We start from the raw sequence: 21,936 nt of genomic DNA on the forward strand, positions 1-21,936 counted from the left end.
CGATGTCCCTCCGCACGAACCGCCGATGGTGGCGGCAAACGCACACTATCGATTCGAGTCGACGCGACGCCGAACATCCGGTGACGAGGCATCGACAGACCCGGGTCGACCGGTGCGGGGGTAAGCAGCTCTCCCAGGAACATCTGGCCAACGAGGCGGCCATCCTCCGTGGTCTGACCGACAGCGACCGCAGAGCCCTTGAGCGTCTACTGACCGCGATGAGTCGGACCCTCAACTCCGGAGATTTTGAACCCGAGGGCCGGGGCCAGGACAAATGATGCCCTCGGTCCTGGCCCCCGCCCTCGGACTACCATTCGGCCATGGACGACACCACCCGCGGCGTACGCATCAGACGCGGTGGCCCGGCCGACGCACCCGCCGTACTGGACATGCTCGACTCCGCGGTGGTCTGGATGAATGACCGCGGCAACACTGAGCAGTGGGGCACGACGCTGTTCTCGAAGAAGCCCGAGAGGGCCGAGCAGGTCGATCGGTACCTGACCGAGAACCTCCCGTACATCGCCGAAGTGGACGGGACGCCGGCCGCAGCCCTGGTGTTGGGCTCCGGCCCCGATCCGCGGGCACCGATCGCGCCCGCTGAGGAACCCGAGCGGTACGTCCGCCTCCTGGTCTCCGACCGACGATTCGCCGGCCGGAAACTCGGGTCGGTCCTGCTGACACACGCCGTCGAGGAGACCCGGCGCGCCGGCGTGCGGCTGCTACGGGTCGACTGCTGGGCGGGCGGCGGTGGCGAGCTGGTGGCGTACTACGAGCGCCAGGGCTTCACTCCCACCGAAACCTTCCTGACCGGGTCCTGGCCGGGGCAGGTGCTGGCCCAGCGGGTCGATTGAGCCGCACATTCAGGCATGCCGCTGGAGTCTCCCGCGTGGCGCAAGATGGATGCGTGATCGGTGACCGGTGGGGCGTGACTACCAGCGAGACGTTGCGCACCTATCCCTGCGACGACTTCGTCGTCTCACCCACTCTTCAGGCGTGGCGCGGAGTACGGGTCGACGTGCCCGTCGCAGAGGTGTGGCCGTGGGTAGCCCAACTGAGACTTGCCCCGTACTCGTACGACTGGATCGACAACCTCGGCCACCGCTCGCCTCGACAGCTGGAAGGCCTACCCGCGCCCCAGGTCGGAGAGCCTTTCACTACCGCTGGCGGACGAAAGTTGGGCAGGATCGTCTCGGTCGACCCCGGCAGGCAGCTGACGAGCACCATCATGGGTGCCTTCATGTCCTACGTCCTCGTGCCTCACGAGCACAACACGACGCGCCTGCTACTCAAGGTCGTCATGCAGACGACCCGCTGGGCCGCACCCGGGCTGTCCGTCGGCGACCTGATCATGGCTCGACGACAGTTGCTCAACCTGAAGAAACTCGCCGAGCGCAATGGGTCACGTCGTTGAACCGGGGCATGCGTAGTGCCTGGCGTCGTCCGACTCCTCCACCCACGCAATCTCATCGAGCGCCGGTTGCGTCCATGCTGGTGCTGCGGGCGCGGTTGACCAGCAACACGTCCTCGACGGCACCAGCGTGCCAGAGCTGGATGGCGCAGACGCGCATCAGCTCCGTATTGCCGGGGACAGTGCCCAATCCGGCGTAGGTGCCCGCCTCGTGCCGGGTCTCACGTACGAGAAGGTTCCGAACGATCGGGATCTGGTCAGCGCGTAGATGTCCATCCCCATGGGCCTGCTGTAGCTACCCGCTGGTCGATTCCAGCTGATCGAAGGCCATGCTCCACCAGGACTTCGGGTCGGCGAACGCGGACGAGTCGACGCCCATCAGCTCCTCGCGGATAGCGGCGGCGCGGGCGGCGCGGGCCCGACCGCCCGGGTCCGTCGCGATGAGCCCTCCGAGCCGGTAGAGAAACTCGACGAACGCGGCGAAGGTCGCGTTGACCGTCTCGAAGTTGGGAGTCTCCAAGTCCAGCAATACGACGGCTCCGGTCAGCGCGTCGAGGCAGAAGAGCAGCTGCGGGTCCTCGGGCGAACTGCCGAGGACGATGTGGGTGCGCGGGCTGGCCTCGCCGATCTCGATCTTCAGCTTGGAGAACAATTCCATGCCGGAGACGTTGACGTCGACAGTGAACAGGATCGGCACGTCAACAGGGATGGCCCCGAACGGTGGGAAGACCTCCGGCGTCAGCGGGCCGAGGACGTCGTCGAACCGGTCGAGCGGAAAGTAGACAATCCCCTCGGCGCCCCAGAGCGCCGTGAGCTCCTCGTGTGTCGCGGTCAATCGTCCGTCTCCTCATCCTCGTCGCCAGGCGTGGTCAGGCCCTGCTCGTCGAGGAAGCCCCACCAATTGTCGTTGTCGTAGCCGACCTCGCCGTACCCGGCGCCGAAGACGTAGTAGGCGAGGAACGAGTCGAGGTCCGGCGCGACTTCGAAGAACGCCTCACGCATGAACCACTCGTCGGTGGTCTCCGCCGGGAAGTACCAGACCGCGCCGGTGTCGCGTCGGATGAGCAGCGGCTCGTCGCTCAGCGTGCCGAAGACCAGCCACTCGGCGGGTTCGTCGGCGACGCCGGTGAACTCGGGCATCAGCCCGATGTAGTCCTGGATGTCGTCGAGTAGGTCAGTTCCGCGAAGGTCGAACGCGCCGGCCCGCAGGCCGTTGGCGGTCTCCAACAACTCCCGGACCGACTGCGGCAGACCGGCGGGGATCTGGTCGGCTGGAGCGCGATCGTAGATCTGGGCCCACACCAGCGTCGCCGGCTGGTCTGCTTCCAGCTCGGTGCGCAGCTCCGCGATGAGCTCCCGCAGCTCGGGGTTCAATCCACTACCTCGATCCGGATCGGTGTGCCATCGGGCAGATTCCTGATCTGTTGCCAGATTTGTCCGCCGACTTCCCTGTTTGTTGTGCCTTCCAGGAGCTTCAGATTACTAACGTCGTCGGGGCCGCCGAGTTGCAGCTCCCACACATGGTCGGGCTGCTGCTTCCTGAGCCGCTGGACGAGTCTTTCCGTCATCTTCTTGTCGTGGGGCCAGTACTTGTCGAAGATCTTCTGCCGGATCCGATCCTTGTAACCATCCGTGATAGTGCGGTCCCGGGCGACCGGGTTCGCCTGCTTGAACAGCTTGCCCTCGTCGCTGAGCTTCTTCAGCGCGTTCATCTTCCGGTCGAACTGGGCACGTGCGTAGGTCGACTTACGCTGCACCTTGATCGTGACCTCGGGCAGGTCGTTGTTGCGCACGACCGGCTTGGCGGCGGCTTTCTGCACTGCCGCGCGGACGATCTTGCCGCCCTTCGGCTTGCCCGCGTCGCCGCGTCGTTTCGAGCTCTTCGGCGCCCTGCTAGGCATCGAGGAGCTCCTGGATCACCTGGTCGATCAGCAGGCCGACGATCTCCCGCGTGATCAGCTGAAAGATCGGGATCTCGGCCAGCGACGCGCCGAACGTGACGACGGCGGTGGCGATCGCCTGAGCCACCGCGAACGCGAGGATCGCCAACTGCACGATCACCTGGATCTTCAGCGCGAGCACGATCGCGGCGGTGATGATCAGCCCGGTGCCGATCAGCATCGCCGCCTGGGAGTAGTCCGGCAGCGTTGCGGGACCGCTCTCCGGGTTGGACCACCACTTCTGGAAAGCCTGCATCGACTCGCCCTGGTGTTGCGACAAGATCGCCGCCGCAGCCGAACCGGCCTCGCCGGAGGCACCGGCGACCGTGCCGGAGAAGTCCAGCCATGCCTGGCCCATCTCGAACAGCTTCTCCTCGTCGGCCTCGGGCCAGGTGTAGCCGATCCAGCCGAGTGCCGTGATCAGCTCACCCGGCAGTTGGAGTCCCATGTCGTCACCCCAGCATTCCCTGGATGTCCCGCAGCGCGCCCGCGGAGGCTTCCTCGACCACATCGAAGTTGTCGGCCATCTTCGTCAGGTCGCTACCGGCCGAGCCGATCTCCTCGGCGGCCACGCCGATGCAGTCCAGGACCCAGGTAGCGGTCTCCGTGTAGGCGATGCCGATCAGCGAGCCGATGTCGTCGGCGCCCCACGGCTCGCCGTACCCCTGCATCTTTGCCTCGAAGCTCTCCAACTGCCCGATGAAGCGTTCGGCCGCGCCGATGACCTCGTCGCCGCCGGAACGCAGCAGCGCGGGCTCGACCTCGAAGCCGTTCATCGGGAACCTCCTCGGGCCATCCGCTCCTGCGCGTCGGTGAGCGCCTGGAGGAACGCACCGAGCCGGGGCACGGCCGTGTCACGAACCTGTTCCAGCTGCTCGGTGAGCTGCGAGAGGTCGCCGGAGGCCACCGACGGGCCGCCGCCGCGCATCGAGTCGATCGCCGCGTTCACGGCCGCGATCACGTGGTCGCAGACCTCGGCCGAGCCGAGCCGCATCATCCGTGGGTCCAGCGTCAGCGACGCCAGCCGGCCGTCAGCGCCAAACTCGGCACGGACCTGCCCCTCGGCGGACTCACCGACCCGACGCAGGCGCGCGGCCTCCTCGTCCTCCGGCGCAGTGCCGGCGGCGCGCAACGCGCCAACCGTCGCGTCCAGCATGCGAGCGAACTCCCCGCTCGCCGGCTCATTCACCGACATGCGCCCTCCATCGATCGCGTCCGAGACAGGGGGAAGCGTAGTCAGATCCGGCAAATAGTGTGGTCCCGCGAGGCAGACGTTACATCGAGGTTCGTCGAATGCCGCGAGCCGTCGACGGACCTGGGGGACGACGGGTACGCCCAGCGCCCCCGGAAACGCCGCGGGCATCTCCAGCGACACGGACACGAGCTGACCTCAGCGTCGACCCGCTGCCTCAGGCGGTCGCCAGGCGGACCATGAACTGGCAGCCGTCGGGGGTGTTGCGCACCTCGACCCGGCCGCCATGCGCCTCCACCAGGCCATGGACGATGGCCAGGCCGAGCCCTCCGGACGCCCCACCGTCGCCGGGGCCGGGCGTGCGGGCCGGTTCACCACGAAACGCGATGTCGAACAGCCGAGGAAGGTCGGCCGGGGGGATGCCGCCACAGGTGTCGGCGACAGACAGCCAGGCGTGGTCGTCCTCCCGGCCGGCTTCGATGCGTACGGTGCCGTCCTCCGGGGTGTAGCGGACCGCGTTGAGCAGCAGGTTGGCCACGACCCGAGCCAGCTCCGGTTCACTCGCGGCAACCGTGGGCCACCCCGACTCGCTGGCGATCAGTTTGATCCGGCGGGCGTCGGCCAGCGGGGTGGTGCTGGCCAGCGCGTCCGAGACCACCTCTCCGAGCGGCACCGCCGTCAACGACAGCCGCAACGCTCCCGCGTTGATCCGGGACAGTTCGAACAGGTCGTCGACGAGTCGGGTCATCCGGTCGGTCTCCAGCCGGATTCGTCGGTGGTACTCGTCGACAGTGTCCGGATCACGAACCACCCGGTCCTCCAGCGCCTCCGCCATGGCCCTCAGCCCGGCGAGCGGGGTCCGCAGGTCGTGGGAGACCCAGGCGACCAGGTCGCGCCGGCCCTTCTCCAGATGCCGTTCCCGCTCCCGGGCCTGGTCGCGCCAGACCGCGGCGCGGGCCAGCCGCCGGCCGAAGTGCCCGCCGACGGCGAGGCTGACCACCGCTGCCGCCGCGACGGTGATCAGGACCACCTCACTGTCGTGCGCGGAGAGGAACATCGCTTCCGCGACCGCCATCACCCCGACGGCGACGGCGACCACAGTGGTGGTGAGCAGCACGCTGAGGTGCACGGTGATCGAGCTGCGTCGAAGCGCGCGGAGCAGGACCGCGCCGGCGAGCCCGATGCCGAGTGCCGCGCCGAGGGCGATGGCGAAGATCAGGAGTACGTCACGCATTGGCCGGCTCGTAGCGGTAGCCGACGCCCCAGACGGTCACGATCCGCTGCGGATCGGCCGGGTCGGCCTCGATCTTCTCCCGCAGCCGGCGTACGTGCACGGTCACGGTGGAGTGGTCCCCGAAGTTCCAGCCCCAGACCTGCTCCAGAAGCTCGGCCCGGCCGAAGACCCGGGACGGGTGCCGCATGAGGTGGACGAGCAGGTCGAATTCGCGCAGTGTCAGCGCCAGATCCGCACCGGCGAGGCGGGCGGTTCGGGAGGCCGTGTGCACCACCAGGTTGCCGTCGGTGAGCGCCTCCGGCCGCTCTGGTGGCGTCCCGCCGCCGGCGCGACGGAGCACCGAACGGACCCGCAGCACCAGTTCCCGGGGCGAGAAGGGCTTGGTCAGGTAGTCGTCCGCGCCGAGTTGCAGCCCGAGGATCCGGTCGGACTCGTCGCCGCGCGCGGTGAGCATGACGATCGGCACGCCGTCCGGGCGTACCCGCAGCGCCCGGCACACCTCCAGTCCGTTGATCAGGGGCAGCATCAGGTCGAGCACGACCAGGTGTGGCGCCTGCCGCTCCACCGCCGCCAGTGCCGCCGCACCGTCCGCCGCGAGGCTCACCTGGAAGCCGTCGTTCTCAAGGTAACGACGGATGACGTCACTCACGGTCTGATCGTCGTCGACCACCAGCACGCGCTGTGTCACGGACCTTCCCCGTTCCGCCCCGTCAACGTCTCCCCCAGATGTCCATCGGCCCAGCGTAGCCATGCACCGGGGCCGGCCCGTCCCGGCAAACCTTGCGAGGTTCCTACGGCCGCGTGCGCGTACCCGCGCGGGCGTACGGGAGGTGCTGGCAGATACGGAGCGGTGACCGTCGTAAGAGTTCCGAAAGGGTTCGCGAACAGTTCGACGGCGACCGCAGCCGTACGCTGCGGGGGTGGGAAAACGGATGTTCCGGTCGCCGGTGGTCCGAGCCGGTCTCGCCTGCGCTGTCGTCGTGGCGATGCTGGGCCTCTACTGGTTCCAGCCGTGGAAACTGTTCACCGACACCTACGTCGACGAAGCGGTTCCCCGCGTGGCGACGGCCTCGGCCGCCCCGGTCCCGGCGTCCGCGAGCCCGGTCCCCGCGGCCTCGGCGGTCACGCCCGCGGCGAACGAGATCCTGACCGTCGGCGAGTTCGTCACCCATGAGCACCGGACGACCGGCAGCGCCGAGATCCACCGGCTCGCCGATGGGCGCCACCAGCTCGTCATCCGGGACCTGAACACGTCGAACGGTCCGGACCTGCGAGTGTGGCTGACCGACCAACCGGTCATCCTGGGCACGGCCGGCTGGCGGGTGTTCGACGACGGCGAATGGGTCGAGTTGGCGAAGCTCAAGGGCAACAAGGGCAACCAGGTGTACGAGCTACCGGCGTCGGTGGACCCACGCGACTTCCGGAGCGTCTCCATCTGGTGCAAGCGATTCGCGGTTTCCTTCGGCGCGGCAGATCTCACAAGCGCCTGATCGGCCATCCGGCCCGCAACCCGCCAGACACGGCATTGACATCGTTCACTGCCCGATCTAGCGTCGGGGCGAATCGATTCGACGCCGAACCAGGTGCCTGGACGCCAGCGGGGCGGGCAGCAGCAACGGCACCGCGGTCCTCATCTGGGACTGCAACGGCCAAGCCAACCAGCAGTGGAGCAGGCGCAACTAGTATCCGCCCGCACTGTCGGCCACGCGCCGCTCGGGTCCCGTCCCGAGCGTCGCGTGGCCCTCAGGCCCCAGGCGCTCATGGATGTGACGCATCGGCGTCGCGCAACCGGCGTCGGTCCCGGCTCCGCCCGGTGAGGGCTTCCTTGGGGGTTCTGCCCCGCCCCTACCGCTACCCGAGGTGCTTTCCACACACTCCTGCCGGCTACGGCCGCGGCAGTGGTCTTGGCATCACGCGACGCAGAACTCGTTGCCCTCGGGGTCGAGCATGACGACGTGCCCGAGGACATCGCCGTACCACTCCTCACGGACCACCGTTGCGCCGGCGGTAACCAGGTCGGGCACCTTCTGCCGGATCAACCGGGCGTGCTCGGCCATGTCCCCCGAGCCCGGACCGGTCACCCGGATATCGATGTGCATGCGGTTCTTGGCGGACTTGCCCTCGGGGACCTTGAGGAAGCCGATGGCAGGGCCCCGGCCGTCCGGGTCGACGATGGACGCGTTGTCGGGCTCGTCGAAACCGGGCTCCTTGAGATAGCCGAGGGCCAACGCCCAGAAGGCAGCGATCCGCTGGGGATCGTCGGCATCGCATCCCAAGGTCCAAAGAGTGGCCACCGCGCCAACGTACGTCAGCTGTGACGGCCTGTCACCGACCTGTCCGGGCGTTGCCCGGCTGGCACCCCGGAGCCCCCGGGCCCGGCCTGGCCCAGGTACGGCGGCGGCTCAGTGGCCACGGAACGCCTCCTCCAACCACCATGAGCCGCGCCCGGCGCTGACCTTGGCGTCGATCACCAGTGGCCGGGTACGCGGACCAGCGAGCCACTGGCGTACCGGTCCGAGATCATCGACGGTCCGGACGGTCAACCCGTCGCAGCCGTATCCGCTGGCGATCGCGGCCAGGTCGGTCTCGGGGAAGGTGACAGTCTCCAACGGGTGCCCGTCCGGGCCGAAGTGGTGCACCTCCGCTCCGTACGCCGCGTCGTCGTAGATCACCACGAGCAGGGGTAGCGCCAGCCGGACGGCGGTGACCAGTTCGGTAGCGGACATGACGAAGCCACCGTCGCCGACCGCGGCGACGGTGAGCCGGTCCGGGCGGGCGACCGCCGCGCCGAGCGCACTGGCCAGGCCGAGCCCGACCGACTGGAACGCCTGGGTGAAACAGAATCCGGCCACGTCCGGCACGTCGAGCCACATCGCCGGGTAGCCCATGAAGTTGCCCGAGTCGACCACCACCGTCCGGTCGGGCGGCAGCAGGTCGTCCAGGGCCGCCGAGAGCGTCCTCGGGTCGATCGTCGCGGGAGCGCCGGCCCGCGCCGCCGCACTCTCGTCCCGGTACGGGACCGTCCGCCATCGGCCGTGGTCGCGGATCCGTTGTGCCAGCTCCGGCGTACGCCACCCGCCGGTCCCGGCGTCCACGGGCCCGGTCGAGCCGACGCCCAGCCGAGCGAGCAGCGCCTCGGCGACCGCCGTCACCTCGCCGGCCACGGTCAGGTCGACCGGGAGGTTCACCCCGAACGCGGCCGGGTCGCGGTCGACCTGGACGACGACGGCGGAGGGCGGGATCAGCTCGCCGTGCCGGGTGGTCCACATGTTCAGCGTGCTGCCCCAGGCGACGACCAGGTCCGCCGCGCCGATCAGCTCGGCGGCGAGCGGAGTGGCGAAGCCGCCGGCCACGTCGAGGCTCCACGGGTTCCCGGCGAACAGCCCCCTCGCCGCGGCCGAGACCGCGAGTAGCGCGCCGCACGCGTCGGCGAGCCCTGCCAGCGGTTCCCGGGCCGCCCGGGCGCCCCTACCGGCGATGAAGACGGGTCGACGGGCGGCCTGGAGCGCGGCCAGCAACGGCTCGACCTGCGGGGCGGCGGCCGAGGTCGGCGCGATCGTAGGGACCGGGCCGGACCACGGGTCGGTCACGGCTTGCTGCACCTCCAACGGGAGGCCCAGCACCACCGTCGCGCCCCGGGCGGCGGCCCGGTAGGCCGCGCCCGTGTCCTCGGCCGCGTGCGTCGCGCGTACCCGGTGGAAGTTGGCCCCGACCGCGGCGGCGAGCACCGGCAGGTCGATGAAGAAGTTCGACAGCGGCGCTGTCGCCTCCGGGGCCAGGACCACCATCGGGGTACGGCTCTTCGCGGCCTCGGTGAGACCGGTCAGCGCGTTGGTGACGCCCGGACCCTGGTGCACCGAGAGCAGTCCCACTGTGCCGGTAGTGCGGGCGTACCCGTCGGCCATGCTCGCCGCGCCGCCCTCGTGGGCCGCCGCCACGAACCGGGCGCCGGCCGCGACGAGCGCGTTCGTGACATGGAAGTTGCCACTGCCGACCACCCCGAAGACGTGCCGCGCGCCGTGTCCGTACAGAACCCGGCCGACCACCTCGGCGACCCGCATCGGTGGCCCGGCCTACCGTTCGACCAGCGCGAGGACGCGACACGGGCTGCCGGACCCGGAGACGATCGGCAGCGGTCCGGCGATCACCACCGCGCCGGTCGCCGGCAACTGCGCCAGGTTACGAAGCTGGGTCAGGCCGTACTTGTCCTGGCCGAGCAGGAACGAGTGGCACGGGAACGGCGGGTCGAACGAGTGCGCGGCGCCCGCGTCGGTCCCGACCGTCTCCACCCCGACACCCTGGATCGGCGACTCCTCGGCGAGCCAACGGGCGCACTCCCCGGAGATGCCCGGGGTGCGCCCGGCGTTGGCGTACCGCTCCGGGTCGTCGCCGTACGCGTCCCAGCCGGTGCGGTAGAGCAGCCAGCCACCGGTGGGCAGGGCGCCGTGTTCCGCCTCCCACGCCTTGACGTGCTCGATCTCCAGCAGGAAGTCAGGGTTGTCGGCGGCGTCGGCGGCGTGGTCGATCACCACCGCCGGGGCGATCAGCTGGCTCACCGGGACCTGCGACACGTCGGCCCCCTGTTGCCCGGTGACCCAGTGCACCGGGGCGTCGAAGTGGGTGCCGGTGTGCTCGCCGGTGGAGAAGTTGTTCCAGTACCAGGCCGGACCACTGTCGTCGTACCGGCTGATCTCGCTGAGCTGAAACGGCCAGGTCTGGCCGAACTGCTCGGGCAGACCCAGGATCGGGGTCTGGTCCGAGAGCGGAGCGGTGAGGTCGACAACCTGGATCCGGCCGCTGGAAAGAGCGGCGACAAACTCCTGCAGCACCGTCATGCGGCGACGGTACACCCGCTGATACTCCATCATGGAGCATCCGAGCGGTGCCGTCCGGCAGGAGTTCCCTCTCGGCGGGTTCGATCAGGAGCGGCTCAACAGCAAGATCGCCGGCCTGCGGGTCGAAGGCGATACCGCGCTCTACGCGACGGTCCGGGCCGCACACCGAGAACTGCTCGACCGGTACGACCCGGAGCGAATCAACTCGATCGTGGTGCTGCGATCCCGCCAAGATCGACGAGGCGTTCGTGAAGCTGGTCAGCAACTTCTGACACCCCCCGCTGGGTTCGAGGCGGGGTGCACAGGTACTCATGACATCAGTCAGGCCCGCACACCGTAGACGGCGGCGCCCATGGGCTTGTCGACGTCCAGGTCCGTCACCGCGGCGACCCGGGCGATCATCATGTACTGCCCGATCACCATCAGGAGTTCGACCACCTCGCGCGGGGAGAGCAGCCCGGTCAGTGCGGCGGTGGTGTCGTCGGGCGGGCGGACGTCGCGGACGACCTCGGTAGTGAAACGCAGGACGATCCGCTGGTCTGATGTGAAACAGTCATCCCCGATCTCGTCGCGCCCGAGCGCGTGGATCATCTCCTCCGTGGCGCCGACGGAGCGGGCGATGGGCTCGTGCTGAACCCATTCATAGGTGACGTCGCTCAGCTGGGCAACTCGCAGGATCGCGATTTCGCGCAGCAGTGGGTCGAGGGCCAGGTCCTTGAGCAGCGAGCCGCCCCAGCGCATCCAGTCCGGAAACGCCGTCTCGGCGTGGGCCATGACGCGGAAGAAGTTCAGGGGGAGCGCGGCCTGCAACGCGTCGCGGACCGGTGCCGGGGCATCAGCAGGGTTCACATAGGGCAAGCGGCTCATATTTCCCCTCACACGCGGCAAACAGTGCGTAACGGACCCTATCCGATCCCGGATGCGCTCGCCGCAGATCCGTTTCGGGTAGACCGCCGGCGGTGCGGTGATGAGCACTCGTGCGCGACGAAGGTGCGGGCGGCCGGGTCACATCCACGCTGATGCTCGTCGATGTTGCCAGAGCCGGCCCAGACGTGTTGGAATGGCTGATATCGCCGCAGCGCGGGGGCAACCGCGCTGGGAACGGCCAGCACGGGAGCATCGCAGCGCCGGCAGCGCGCCGCCCTTGGCGGACGCTCGCCTGCCGGATCGCCGGGCCATCTCTACGACGACGGGCGCCTTGCCGGGCAGTCATCCGCGCCCGCCGCAGGCACACCCCGACACGTGTCCCCGAGGGCCGACGCGCTCGACGCCTGACCCGCCGGGGCGTCCGAATCGGCCTGCCAGCACCAGAACCGGCGACGAGGTGAGAAGCAATCATGATTTCCCGAGAGAACTTCGCGGGTTGGTACCGGAACCGCTTCGTGTGGGTGGCGGTGATCCTGCTGGTGGTGTCGGCCGGCGCGGTCGTACTGGTCAACCGGGCCGACCCGGAGGCGGAGCCGGTGGACCTGCAGACACAGATCACGGCCCGGATGCGCACCACGCTCGAACAGGCGGACCCGGGGCAGCACAACCACGCCGGACACGGTGCCCAGCAGGCGGCCACCACGGAGAAGCCTGCAGTGATCTGCGGTGTCCGCGTCTACGGCTACGAGCCGACCGAGGCCACCGCGCTCGCGGACGTGCAGACGGTCTACGGCTTCCACCTCTGTGGGGTCGCCGAACAGAAGCGCCCGTGGGACGTGGCGGTCAAACTGGCCGGCCCGGTGATCATGGACATGTCCACCGAGCCTGCGGGCATCCAGGTGGTCGAGGCGACCGCCGAGGTCATGTTCACCGACCGGGTGCGGCAGATGCTTCCGCCCAAGTACGCGGAGTTGGCGCTCAAGGAGGCGCTGACCGAGTCGGAGATGGCCGACCAGCGCCGCCGGTACGACGCCGCAGCCGGCCTGTGACCATGCCGGGCGGCCGATGGCGCGGTCGTCGCCCGCACCCGGATCCGAACCGGGCGGCTGCGGACACCCCGGTCAGCTCGATCCACATCCGACCATAGATAGATAAGCATTGATATTTAAGTGGATAGATGCAACAGTTGGTTTGGGAGCGTTCCCATTCTCATTTGCAGTCCCGAAGAGCGGAGGATGAACAGTGCGTTCACTCAAGTCCGATCGATCCGGCGGACGATCCCGGTCACCAGTCCGTCGGTCTCTGCGAGCGTTCGTCATGGTGTTCGCCATCGTGGCCGGCATGCTGCCCTTCACCGGAGCAGCCCAGGCCCACGGCACCATCATCAACCCGATGAGTCGCGCCTACCAATGCTGGAAGGCGTGGGGCAACCAGCACATGAACCCCGCCATGCAGCAGCAGGACCCCATGTGTTGGCGGGCGTTCCAGGCCAATCCCGACACCATGTGGAACTGGATGAGCCAGCTGCGCGACGGCCTCGGCGGCCAGTACCAGGCTCGCACCCCGGACGGGCAGCTGTGCAGCAACGCCCTGTCCAGAAACGACAGCGTGAACCAGCCCGGGGCGTGGAAGACGACCACCGTCAGCCGCAACCTCACGGTCCAGCTGTACGACCAGGCCAGCCACGGCGCTGACTACTTCCAGGTCTACGTCACCAAGCAGGGGTTCAACCCATCCACCCAGAAGCTCGGGTGGGGCAACCTCGACCTGATCACGACGACCGGGCGCTACGCGCCGGCGCAGAACATCTCGTTCAACGTCTCGCTCCCGTCGCGCAGCGGGAACCACATCCTGTTCGTGCTCTGGAGGGCGTCGCACCTGGACCAGACCTACATGTGGTGCAGCGACATCAACGTCACCTGATCCGCGGGACCGACAGCTACAGAATCAATCCGGCTCAGGGCGCCAACGCCCTGAGCCGGACTGTTCTGCAGATCCTGCCCTCGATCCGCCGGGCGGTCAGACCGTTCAGGACCATCACCACGCTGCCCCGCGGTCGGGGTGGTGGTCGTGTCGACAGCCGTTGCCACAGGCCGCGAGGCCGCGCGTGGCGGCACCGAGGCCGGGGGCCCGCAGCAGTTGCCGACGGTGCAGCAGTGTTCCCAGATCGAAGCTGTGCGGAGTTCGTGTTCGCTGTGTCGGGCGCGGTTGATCGCCTCACGTCGACTGCATCGTGCAGAAGGTGCGAAAGTTGAAGGAAATGCCGAATCCCGACAGATGCTGCAGATCGCCTCTACATAGGCTCTGAGCAGGGAATTCATCCCTGCACCGTCGCCGGTAACGGCGTCGGACTCTGCCGAGGAGTCCGTCGGTGCATCTGATCAAGGAAGTGCCTCTCATGCACCGTACGCTTCGTCGAAGGCTGCTCGTGGCCGCTACAACGATGGTCGCCAGCATCGGGATCACCGCGACGCCCGTCACCGCCGCCCCACCAAGCCAACGCACAGCGGCGACCATCCCGTCCAGCGGACTACCCTCATTGGGCAATGGGACCTGCACCCTGCTGTGGGATCTGCTCAACGCCGGAGGCCGCAATGGGCTCGTCGCCATCGGCCTCACCGCCAACCAGCAGCTGATCAAGTTCGCCGCCAACCGCCCCGCCCTGGCCTGCACCATCGGTCCGGTCGACCTGCCCGGCACCGAAGTCCTCATCGGCATCGACTTTCGCGTCCAGGACGGCCAGCTCTACGGCGTCGGCAACACCGGCGGCATCTACGCGCTGAACACGCGCACCGCCGCGGCCACAAAGGTCAGCCAGCTGACCGTCGCACTGAACGGCACGTCGTTCGGCGTCGACTTCAACCCCGCCGCCGACCGACTCCGGATCATCAGCGACACCGGCCAGAACCTGCGCCACAACATCAACCCCGGCGGCACGACCCTCGTCGACGGTCCCCTCACCTACCCGCCCAGCACCAACGCCGTCGGTGTCACCGGTGCGGCGTACACCAACAACGACCTCAACCCCGCCACCGCTACCACCCTGTTCGACATCGACACCACCCTCGACCAGGTTGCCCTGCAATCCCCCGCCAACTCAGGGCTTCTGGCCGCCACCGGCGCGCTCGGAGTCAACGCGAACCTCCAAGCAGGCTTCGACATCCACAGCCAACTGAGTGGAGACCGGGCCGTGGCGAACAACGCCTACGCCGTACTCAACGGCATCGCCGGCTCCCGGCTGTACCGGGTCGACCTGCTCACGGGCGCGACTCAGACGACCGGCGTGTTCAACGGGCACGTGGTCCTCGATCTCGCCCTGCTCCTGCGGCAGTGACCCTCGGGTGGAGTGCCCGGTCGCACCCCTCCCGCACTCAGGCTTCCCACCTCGATGTCGACCTGTCTGACCGGCCGCCGCCGTGTCAGTCGAGGCGGATGCTTGCGAGGGCCAGTCGTTGGAAGGGCTCGGTCTCGTTCCACTGGCTGTCCCGGGTGATCCAGGACAGGCTGTAAGCGCGGGTCTTGCTCTCGTTGACCAGCACCCGGCGGGCGTGCAGCCGCACACCGCCGGCCTGGTCACAGGTGTACTCCCACTCCGCAGCGCCCCCGGGCGGATGACCGGCCCGATGCTGATCTTCTGGTAGCCGTCCAGCGCCCCGGTGGTCAGCGCGTCTCGCTCGGCGGTCTCCCACCGCTTCGACGGTACGGAGGACGCTGTGGCGGCGGGGTCGACGGCGATGGCCCGCACCTCGGCGGGGTCTCGGAAGCAGACCAGTGCGCCCTCGGTGTGCCGGGTCCATCCCCCGGGCACCGCCAGCAGAAAACCGGCGGGGTCCTGGTGCCACGCCCACCCGTCGGGCAGGGCATACGGCAGCGGTGTGCCGGGCTCCCGCAGAGGCTCGGCCTCGCTGGAGGCGGCATCGTCCAGGCACGGGTGGGCCGGCGGTGCCGCCACGGTCGGCTCCACCACGCCGGCGGCCGCACCGCCTGGCTCGGCCGCCGGAGGGCTGTCCTGGCCGCGCCAGCCGCCGATCACGGCGCCGGTCGCCGTGACGACGACGGCCACGACCCCCAGCAGGCCCACCACGGCGCCGGCGAACGCCCAGCCGGTCGTCCGATCGCGCGTGGTCGGCGCCAGAACTGGAATGACCATTGTGGTGATCGCGTCCGCAGCGATCGGAACCGTCGGGGTGACCGTCCGGGGCCGACGGCGCGAATCGGCGCGTACCCGCGGCCAGCGGCGCGCTCGCGGCACCGGCGCCGGGGTCGCCGCGGCCACCTGCTCCAACTGGTCGCGGGCCTCCTGGGCGGAGAGGCGCTGGCGGGGGTTGCGCAGCAGGAGACCGGTGATCGCGGGTTCGAGCGGCGCGACGGTCATCCGGTCCGGTGCCTCGGTGGCCAGGGCGGCGAGCATGGCCAGGGTCGACGGCCGGCTCCATGGCGGGCGACCCTCCGTAGCCAGGTAGAGCGTCGCGCCGAGGGCCCACAGGTCGGTGGCGGGGGTGGCCCTCCCGTCGCGGGCCCGCTCCGGCGCGGTGTACTGGACCGTCGACAGGCTCGCCGCGGTGACGGTCACCGGATCCCGGGTCTCGAAGATCGACAGACCGAATCCGCCGAGCATGACCCGCCCATCGCCAGAGAGCAGCACGTTCTGCGGCCGGATCTCCCGATGCGTCACTCCCCTCGCGTGGGCGGCACTCAGTGCGGCGATCAGGTGCAGGCCGACCCGCGCCACCTCCGCCGGTGCCAGCGGACCGTCGGTGGCAACCACCTCGGACAGGGACCGGGAGGGTACGTGCTCCATGACGAGCCACAGATATCCGTCGGTGCTCAGCACGTCCCACATCCCGAGCACGCCTGGATGATCCAGAGCGGCCAGGCCGCCTACCTCCGCGAGTGTTCTGTCCCGCAGCCGGGATCGCTCGGCGTCGCTCACCCACCCCGGGAGGGTGACCTGCTGGAGCGCGACGTGCCGGTCGAGCACCTCGTCGCGTGCCAGCCAGACGCGTCCCGGGGTCGCGGTGTCCCCGATCAGCAGGAGCCTGCGGTACCGGCCGGCGAGCAACTCGTCATCCATGCGAGTGATTCGGAGCGGTGCGCCGTCCGGATGGGTGGGGGTGACCAGAAGCACCAGGGTTCGGGCAGCGGACGGGGCCGGGCCGGCCGCCGGTGTGACGGCGGCCGGCCCGGCTCAGCTCAGCTCAGCTCGACCGTACCCAGGATCCGGGTGGGGGTGGCCGAGCCACCGACGGGCTCGTTGGACACCCCGAACGTGCCCGCCTCGCCGACCGGGCCGATGACAGTGGTTGACGCCCTGTCCCCCTCGGCGAGCTGTCCCACCTTGCGGGGCTCGCTACCACGGATGAGCCAGAGCTCGTAGATCCGCCCTGCACCGGGCGCGGGCAGATCGCGCAGCAGCACCACGCCGCGGTCGCGGTCGCGGGAGACCACCACCGTGGCAGCACCACCGGGCTGCAGCGACCGTTCGAACACCCGGGCGTCCGGGGCGTCCAGGACGGCGGCGATCTGCCGGGCCTGGTCGCTGCTGGCCTGCTCGTCGCTGATCCGATCGTTGCTGACGGTCCAGGTGACCGCGCTCGCGCCGCCGGCCACGAGGACGGCCGCGGCGGCGGCCACGGCGAGCTGTCGCCACCTGCCGGCCGGCCGTCCGCCGCTGGCACCCGCGGCGCTGACGCGCAGCTGCGGGGTCCGGGCCGCCTGGGCGAGGGTCCGCTCCCGCAGACTCGGCGGGGTCGCCTCGACGACGGTGTCGTCGGCGAGGCGTGCGACGGTCTCCCGCAACTCGGCCACCTCGACCCGACACGGCTCGCACTCGGCCAGGTGCCGCTCGAACGCAGCCCTCTCGACGTCGTCGACCGCGTCCAGGACGTACGCACCAGCGAGGGTGTGAACATCGGCGCTCATGCCCGTCCCTCCATCTCGATGCCCAGGCAGTCGCGCATCCGGATCAGTCCGTCGCGCATCCGCGTCTTCACCGTCGGCAGTGGCGTCTGCAACTTCTCGGCGACCTCTCGGTACGTGTGACCGCCGTAGTAGGCCAGGGTCACCGACTCCCGCTGCACCGGCGTCAACCGGTCCAGGCACCGGCGGACCTGTTCCCGCTCCAACCGGGCGGTCACATCCTCGACCACCTCGTCGTAGGGGACGTTGGTCTCGGTCGCGGCCACCTGCTGGGTGCGGTCGGTGTGGGCCTGTTCGGAGCGCACCCGGTCCACCGCGCGGCGGTGCGCCATGGTCAGGATCCACGCCGAGGCCGAGCCGCGGCCGGCGTCGAAGCGGCCGGCGGTGCGCCACACCTCGACCATCACCTCCTGCGTCACCTCCTCCGCCTGCGCCGGATCGCGTACGACCCGCCGGGCCAGCCCGAGGACCCGGCCCGCCATGGCGTCGTACAGCGTGGCGAACGCCGCCTCGTCACCCCGCGCCACCCGCGGCAGCAGCTCGTCGGCGGTCGGCGGGGTCGCCGTGTCCGGCGGCACGGAACGCAACCGCCGCCCCTGTTCCGGGTCACCGCTCATTCTCGGCATGTCCTCTCCTGTGCTGGCGACGGTTCGGTGTGCCGCCGCACTCGTGCTTAGGCGGGATGAGCGTGGGCGAGGCGCGCGTAGACGATGACATTGTCGCGGTAGTGCTGGGTGGTGTCGTCGAACTCGCCGCCGCAGGTGATCAGGCGTAGCGCCGCGTGGTCGGTCGCCCCGTACACCTCAGCGGTGGGGAAGCGGTCCTTGGGATGCTGCTCGACCTTCGTGACGGTGAACATCGCGGTGCTGCCGTCCTGACGGTCGACGGTGATCCCGGCGCCGACGGGCAGCTTGCCGAGGTCGAAGAACGTCCCGCGGCGGCCCTTCCAGTCGACGTGCCCGGCCAGCACGGCCGGGCCGAGAGCGCCGGGCGTCGGCGCCTTGGTGAACCAGCCCACGTCGGTGGCGCTGTCCGGAACCTGCATCGCACCGTCCGCCTGCAGGCCGAGGGCGACGATGGCGGCGGTGGCCTTCAGCGACGGGATCGACACCCGCGTCGGCGGCGAGCCGGCCATCAACGGTCCCGAGGTCAACTCACCCCGCCCGCTCGCCGGGACCGGCGACGCGTTCGCAGCTGGTGCCGCAGCGGACGCGTCGGGTCGGGGTGGGTCGCCGCTCCGGTCGGCGACCGCGACACCGATCGTCAGGGCCGCCGTCACGGTGAGGATGCCGGCCGCCGCCAGGAGCGCGTGGCGCCCCCGGCGACGGCCGGCCGGCACTGGTGCGTCGCCGGTGTCCATCACGATCGCCGTCGGCTCAGCGCTCGCCGGCGAGCCGACGACGCGCGACGACCGCACCGGCCGCGCCGAGCAGCGCGAGGCCACCCACGGCGTAGATCATCATCGGCGATCCGCCGGAGGTGCTGCCGTCGCCGGTGGCGACACCCCCTGCGGGTACGGAGCCGGCGGCCGCGCCGCTGACCATGCCGCACGTCGCGGGGTCGGTGGCCTCGGCGGGGATGCCGTTGACGCCGACGGACTTGGCGAACGTCGACTCCCCGAGCGCTTCCATGTCGTACTTGCCGTTCTTGTTGGCGTCGATGCCGTGCTGCACGAGGTGCAGGTCCTTCAGGTGCGCGATCGTGCCCTGGGGCAGGTCCGCGGCGGGGATGATGCGCTCGTAACTGAGGTTGCCCTTCGCGTCGGCGGTCGGCATCCGGTCCACCGCCAGGCCGCTGGCCTTGGTCGTGTCCCCGGTGGTGGTCAACGAGATGAAGATGTCCCCGTACATCTTGAGGCCCTCTTCGGTGCTGACGTAGCCGTTGCCGTTGGCGTCGGCGGACTTGTCCGGGCAGTGGAAGTCCATGCCGTTCGCCGCCCCGTGCACGTGCTGGGCGTGCGGCGAGTTCGGCGTCATGCCCTTCGACCGGATCATGACCTTCAGGTCACCGCCGCTCGTGGCGGTCAAGGTGGCGGTACCGGTCGCGCCGGTCTCGTTGAGGTCCTGCAACTGGACCTGCACGCTCTCGTCGGCGTACGCGACGCCCGGGAACGCGAGGACCAGGGCGGCCGCTGGCACGGTGAGCAGGGCTCGGGACAATCTCACAACAAATCTCCGTCTCCGCCTGGGTACGGCGTCGATGCTCAGGTGCTGTCGTGAGGGATTCGTCGCCTCCCGTCCAGCGGATTGGTCCCGGCCCGGAATCTTTTCCGGCCCGGACGGCGACCCGTCTGGCGCACCAGGTCAGGTGATGGTGACTGTGGTGCTGTGCCAGCCGGTCGCGCCGTCCGGGAAGGGCGCGGCCCGTTCGTCGGTCTGGGTGGCGCCGGTGGCGTCGGTGGCCCGTACGCGCACCGTGTGGCTGCCGGAGGTGGCGTCCCAGCGGTAGGTCCACTGCCGCCACAGGTCCGCTGAGGGGCCGTCGGCGAGGCGGGCCTGCCGCCACGCCCCGTCGTCGATCTGCACCTCGACGGCGGCGATCCCGCGACGTTGCGCCCAGGCGACACCGGCGATCATGACGGGGCCGACGGGCCGTTGGGCGAAGGGTTTCGGGGTGTCGATGCGGGATGCGGTCTTGACGGGTGCCTCGGCGGCCCACCCGCGCTGCACCCAGTAGGGATCGAACGCGTCGAAGGTCGTCACCCGCATGGAGGTGAGCCACTTGCAGGCGCCGACGTAGCCGTAGAGGCCGGGGACGAGCATGCGGACGGGGAAGCCGTGCTCCAGGGGCAGGGGTTCGCCGTTCATGGCCACTGCCAGCAGCGCGTCGCGGCCGTCGAGGATCGCCTCGAGCGGGGTGCCGATGGTCATGCCCTCCACGGAACGGCTGACGAGTTGGTTCTGCCCGGCGTGGATGCCCGCCTCGCGTAGCAGCGGCGCCAGGGGGATCCCTGTCCAGCGGGCGGTGCCGACGTAGGGGCCGCCGACCTCGTTGGAGACGCAGTTGAGGGTGATGTCGCGCTCGACCAGGCCGCGGGCGAGGAGGTCGTCGAATGTCCAGGTACGGGGCCGGTCGATCGCTCCATCCACTGTCAGCCGCCAGGTTTCCACGTCGACCTGCGGGACGGTGAGAGCGGTGTCGACCCGGTAGAAGTCCCGGTTGGGGGTGAGGAACGTCGAGACCCCGTCCACGCCGGCGGAGACCCCTCCGGGTAGCGGCGGCGCGGGTTGCGCCGGCGGCGGTAGGCGAACGGCGGCGCGGGAACGGGCGCCTGCGGCGCTGCGGCGACCGACAGCCTGGCCGATGGTTGCCGTGGCGCCGGCGGTGACCGCCGCCCCCGCCGTCGTGGCCAGAAACTGGCGGCGGTTGAGCAGCCGCGGCCGACCCGGGCCAGGTACCGGGACCGTCCGGGCGGCGCGCGCCACCACCAGCATCGCGGCCATCCCGATGCCGGCCCCGGCCAGGACCGGCAGGACGTCCACGAGTGTCGCCGTCGGGCGGGACAGCGCGGTGGCGACACCGACGGCAGCGAACGCGGCAAGGCCCGCCAGACCGTGACGGCGTCGTCGTAACGTCGCCGCGCCGAGCAGGACCGCGCTCAGGGCCAGCACTGTGTAGACGCCGGCGAGGAGGGCGATCTTGTCGTTGGTGCCGAAGGTGCGGATGGCGAACGCCTTGACCGGTTGCGGTGCCAGGTCGACAGCGACGCTGCCGACTGCCAGCACCGGGTCGGCGGCCGGATTGACCAGCGCCGCGACGAGGTGGGCCACGCCGAGGGTGACCCCGGCGCTCAGCACGCCGACGACGAGGCCGCGGGCGGCGGTCATGCTTCGGGGCGACCCCGGCCGGCGAGTCGCCGGCCGGGGCTCGATGGTGGTGGACACCCTCAGCTCTTGGGCATCAGGACGGTGTCAACGATGTACACGGTGGCGTTGGCCGTCGAGACGTTCCCACAGACCACCATCGAGGTGCCGTCGACGGTGAACGAGGTGCCACCACCGGTCACCGTGACGTCGTCACCCTGCAACGTCTTGTGGGTGCCGGCCAGGGTGTCCGGGGACAACTGGGTCGTCACCACGTGGTAGGTGAGGATCTTCTTCAGCATGGCGTCGTCGGCCAGGACCTTGTCCAGGTCGGCCTTCGGGATCTTGGCGAACGCGTCGTTGGTCGGCGCGAACACCGTCACGCCCTGCGCGCCGTTGAGCGAGTCCACCAGGTTGGCCTTCTTCACCGCCGTCACCAGCGTCGACAACAGCGGATTGCCGGACGCGGCGGTGGCCACCGGCACCTTCGCCATCGCCTCGAAACTCCCCGGGTTGGACGGATCGGTCGGCACCGCCGCGCACCCCGAGCCGAACTGACCCGACATCATCGTCGACGGCGAGGCCGAGGCCATCGGCGCGCTGGCGGACATGCTCGGCGTGCCGCTGGCGGTGTCCTCGCTGTCGGTACCGCCACAGGCGGACAGGGCCAGCACGGCGATTACGCCGACCGTGGCAAACAGGCGCCGCTTCATACGAACTCCTCAGATGCTTGTACTC

The 21,936-nt window shown here is 69.9% G+C and carries 26 protein-coding genes and 1 pseudogene; 8 read left to right on the forward strand and 19 right to left on the reverse strand.

The window, feature by feature from the left end:
- The first annotated feature begins 320 nt into the window (after nt 1-320).
- Nucleotides 321-851: a GNAT family N-acetyltransferase gene (locus tag ABZS40_RS28820; RefSeq protein ID WP_354946618.1), complete on the forward strand. Its 531-nt coding sequence runs from the start codon at nt 321-323 to the stop codon at nt 849-851.
- A 53-nt stretch (nt 852-904) separates the two neighbouring features.
- Entirely contained in the window at nt 905-1,411 is a 507-nt protein-coding gene (locus ABZS40_RS28825; protein WP_354946619.1) for a polyketide cyclase, read from the forward strand.
- 292 nt (nt 1,412-1,703) lie between these two features.
- Here ABZS40_RS28825 and ABZS40_RS28830 read toward each other — a convergent pair whose 3' ends face one another.
- The 8 genes from ABZS40_RS28830 to ABZS40_RS28865 form a co-directional block, all read right to left on the reverse strand.
- Nucleotides 1,704-2,243 carry an SUKH-4 family immunity protein gene (locus ABZS40_RS28830; RefSeq protein ID WP_354946620.1) on the reverse strand — a complete coding sequence of 180 codons (540 nt, stop codon included), beginning with the start codon at nt 2,241-2,243 and terminating at the stop codon, nt 1,704-1,706.
- Nucleotides 2,240-2,782: an SUKH-4 family immunity protein gene (locus ABZS40_RS28835; RefSeq protein ID WP_354946621.1), complete on the reverse strand. Its 543-nt coding sequence runs from the start codon at nt 2,780-2,782 to the stop codon at nt 2,240-2,242. Before ABZS40_RS28835 ends, ABZS40_RS28830 begins: the two co-directional genes overlap by 4 nt.
- The gene (locus tag ABZS40_RS28840) at nt 2,779-3,309 is read right to left on the reverse strand and encodes an endonuclease (protein ID WP_354946623.1); all 531 of its coding nucleotides are present in this window, start codon (nt 3,307-3,309) and stop codon (nt 2,779-2,781) included. The genes ABZS40_RS28835 and ABZS40_RS28840 overlap by 4 nt, the downstream gene beginning before the upstream one ends.
- Complete coding sequence (locus ABZS40_RS28845) at nt 3,302-3,796, reverse strand: hypothetical protein (protein ID WP_354946625.1); 495 nt, start codon at nt 3,794-3,796, stop codon at nt 3,302-3,304. Before ABZS40_RS28845 ends, ABZS40_RS28840 begins: the two co-directional genes overlap by 8 nt.
- Nucleotides 3,797-3,800: 4 nt before the next feature.
- Entirely contained in the window at nt 3,801-4,124 is a 324-nt protein-coding gene (locus ABZS40_RS28850; protein WP_354946627.1) for a hypothetical protein, read from the reverse strand.
- Nucleotides 4,121-4,543: a YbaB/EbfC family nucleoid-associated protein gene (locus ABZS40_RS28855; protein WP_354946629.1), complete on the reverse strand. Its 423-nt coding sequence runs from the start codon at nt 4,541-4,543 to the stop codon at nt 4,121-4,123. Before ABZS40_RS28855 ends, ABZS40_RS28850 begins: the two co-directional genes overlap by 4 nt.
- A 214-nt stretch (nt 4,544-4,757) precedes the next feature.
- Nucleotides 4,758-5,774, reverse strand: a complete 1,017-nt coding sequence (locus ABZS40_RS28860; protein WP_354946631.1) for an ATP-binding protein — start codon at nt 5,772-5,774, stop codon at nt 4,758-4,760.
- On the reverse strand, nt 5,767-6,462 hold the full coding sequence (locus ABZS40_RS28865) for a response regulator transcription factor (RefSeq protein WP_354946633.1): 696 nt from the start codon (nt 6,460-6,462) through the stop codon (nt 5,767-5,769). Before ABZS40_RS28865 ends, ABZS40_RS28860 begins: the two co-directional genes overlap by 8 nt.
- A gap of 244 nt (nt 6,463-6,706) precedes the next feature.
- On the opposite strand from ABZS40_RS28865, the gene ABZS40_RS28870 reads away from it, so the two are divergent.
- Nucleotides 6,707-7,264: a DM13 domain-containing protein gene (locus tag ABZS40_RS28870; RefSeq protein ID WP_354946711.1), complete on the forward strand. Its 558-nt coding sequence runs from the start codon at nt 6,707-6,709 to the stop codon at nt 7,262-7,264.
- Between the two features lie 76 nt (nt 7,265-7,340).
- On the forward strand, nt 7,341-7,457 hold the full coding sequence (locus ABZS40_RS28875) for an RICIN domain-containing protein (RefSeq protein ID WP_354946713.1): 117 nt from the start codon (nt 7,341-7,343) through the stop codon (nt 7,455-7,457).
- Between the two features lie 227 nt (nt 7,458-7,684).
- Here ABZS40_RS28875 and ABZS40_RS28880 read toward each other — a convergent pair whose 3' ends face one another.
- The 3 genes from ABZS40_RS28880 to ABZS40_RS28890 form a co-directional block, all read right to left on the reverse strand.
- Nucleotides 7,685-8,068: a VOC family protein gene (locus ABZS40_RS28880; protein ID WP_354946635.1), complete on the reverse strand. Its 384-nt coding sequence runs from the start codon at nt 8,066-8,068 to the stop codon at nt 7,685-7,687.
- Nucleotides 8,069-8,176: 108 nt separating this feature from the next.
- Nucleotides 8,177-9,835, reverse strand: coding sequence for a thiamine pyrophosphate-binding protein (locus ABZS40_RS28885; protein WP_354946637.1), 1,659 nt, complete (start codon nt 9,833-9,835; stop codon nt 8,177-8,179).
- Between the two features lie 12 nt (nt 9,836-9,847).
- Nucleotides 9,848-10,609, reverse strand: a complete 762-nt coding sequence (locus ABZS40_RS28890; RefSeq protein WP_354946639.1) for a cyclase family protein — start codon at nt 10,607-10,609, stop codon at nt 9,848-9,850.
- Nucleotides 10,610-10,640: 31 nt separating this feature from the next.
- On the opposite strand from ABZS40_RS28890, the gene ABZS40_RS28895 reads away from it, so the two are divergent.
- A complete protein-coding gene (locus ABZS40_RS28895; RefSeq protein WP_354946641.1) occupies nt 10,641-10,949 on the forward strand; it encodes a hypothetical protein in 309 nt (102 codons plus the stop codon).
- Here ABZS40_RS28895 and ABZS40_RS28900 read toward each other — a convergent pair.
- Nucleotides 10,931-11,584, reverse strand: a complete 654-nt coding sequence (locus tag ABZS40_RS28900) for a carboxymuconolactone decarboxylase family protein (protein ID WP_354946643.1) — start codon at nt 11,582-11,584, stop codon at nt 10,931-10,933. The genes ABZS40_RS28895 and ABZS40_RS28900 overlap by 19 nt on opposite strands.
- Before the next feature lie 362 nt (nt 11,585-11,946).
- On the opposite strand from ABZS40_RS28900, the gene ABZS40_RS28905 reads away from it, so the two are divergent.
- The 3 genes from ABZS40_RS28905 to ABZS40_RS28915 all read left to right on the forward strand — a co-directional run bounded on the left by ABZS40_RS28905 (nt 11,947) and on the right by ABZS40_RS28915 (nt 14,810).
- Nucleotides 11,947-12,525 (forward strand): hypothetical protein, encoded by a 579-nt coding sequence (locus ABZS40_RS28905; RefSeq protein WP_354946645.1) that lies wholly within the window; start codon nt 11,947-11,949, stop codon nt 12,523-12,525.
- A 268-nt stretch (nt 12,526-12,793) separates the two neighbouring features.
- Nucleotides 12,794-13,399, forward strand: a complete 606-nt coding sequence (locus ABZS40_RS28910) for a lytic polysaccharide monooxygenase (RefSeq protein ID WP_238680842.1) — start codon at nt 12,794-12,796, stop codon at nt 13,397-13,399.
- Between the two features lie 475 nt (nt 13,400-13,874).
- Nucleotides 13,875-14,810: a DUF4394 domain-containing protein gene (locus ABZS40_RS28915; protein ID WP_354946647.1), complete on the forward strand. Its 936-nt coding sequence runs from the start codon at nt 13,875-13,877 to the stop codon at nt 14,808-14,810.
- A 969-nt stretch (nt 14,811-15,779) separates the two neighbouring features.
- Here the strand turns inward: ABZS40_RS28915 and ABZS40_RS28920 are convergent.
- The 7 genes and pseudogenes from ABZS40_RS28920 to ABZS40_RS28950 form a co-directional block, all read right to left on the reverse strand.
- Nucleotides 15,780-16,550: pseudogene (locus ABZS40_RS28920) on the reverse strand (serine/threonine-protein kinase); the annotation flags it as partial.
- Between the two features lie 119 nt (nt 16,551-16,669).
- Entirely contained in the window at nt 16,670-17,398 is a 729-nt protein-coding gene (locus ABZS40_RS28925) for an anti-sigma factor (protein WP_354946649.1), read from the reverse strand.
- A complete protein-coding gene (locus ABZS40_RS28930) occupies nt 17,395-18,021 on the reverse strand; it encodes a sigma-70 family RNA polymerase sigma factor (RefSeq protein WP_354946651.1) in 627 nt (208 codons plus the stop codon). The genes ABZS40_RS28925 and ABZS40_RS28930 overlap by 4 nt, the downstream gene beginning before the upstream one ends.
- A gap of 47 nt (nt 18,022-18,068) precedes the next feature.
- Nucleotides 18,069-18,812, reverse strand: a complete 744-nt coding sequence (locus ABZS40_RS28935) for a class F sortase (protein ID WP_354946653.1) — start codon at nt 18,810-18,812, stop codon at nt 18,069-18,071.
- A complete protein-coding gene (locus ABZS40_RS28940) occupies nt 18,772-19,560 on the reverse strand; it encodes a hypothetical protein (protein ID WP_354946655.1) in 789 nt (262 codons plus the stop codon). Before ABZS40_RS28940 ends, ABZS40_RS28935 begins: the two co-directional genes overlap by 41 nt.
- 138 nt (nt 19,561-19,698) lie before the next feature.
- Nucleotides 19,699-21,222, reverse strand: a complete 1,524-nt coding sequence (locus ABZS40_RS28945) for a molybdopterin-dependent oxidoreductase (RefSeq protein ID WP_354946657.1) — start codon at nt 21,220-21,222, stop codon at nt 19,699-19,701.
- Between the two features lie 59 nt (nt 21,223-21,281).
- Nucleotides 21,282-21,911: a fasciclin domain-containing protein gene (locus ABZS40_RS28950; RefSeq protein ID WP_354946659.1), complete on the reverse strand. Its 630-nt coding sequence runs from the start codon at nt 21,909-21,911 to the stop codon at nt 21,282-21,284.
- Between the last annotated feature and the right edge of the window lie 25 nt (nt 21,912-21,936).

The organism is Micromonospora sp. NPDC005324 (assembly GCF_040607155.1).
Lineage (GTDB): Bacteria > Actinomycetota > Actinomycetes > Mycobacteriales > Micromonosporaceae > Micromonospora > Micromonospora trifolii.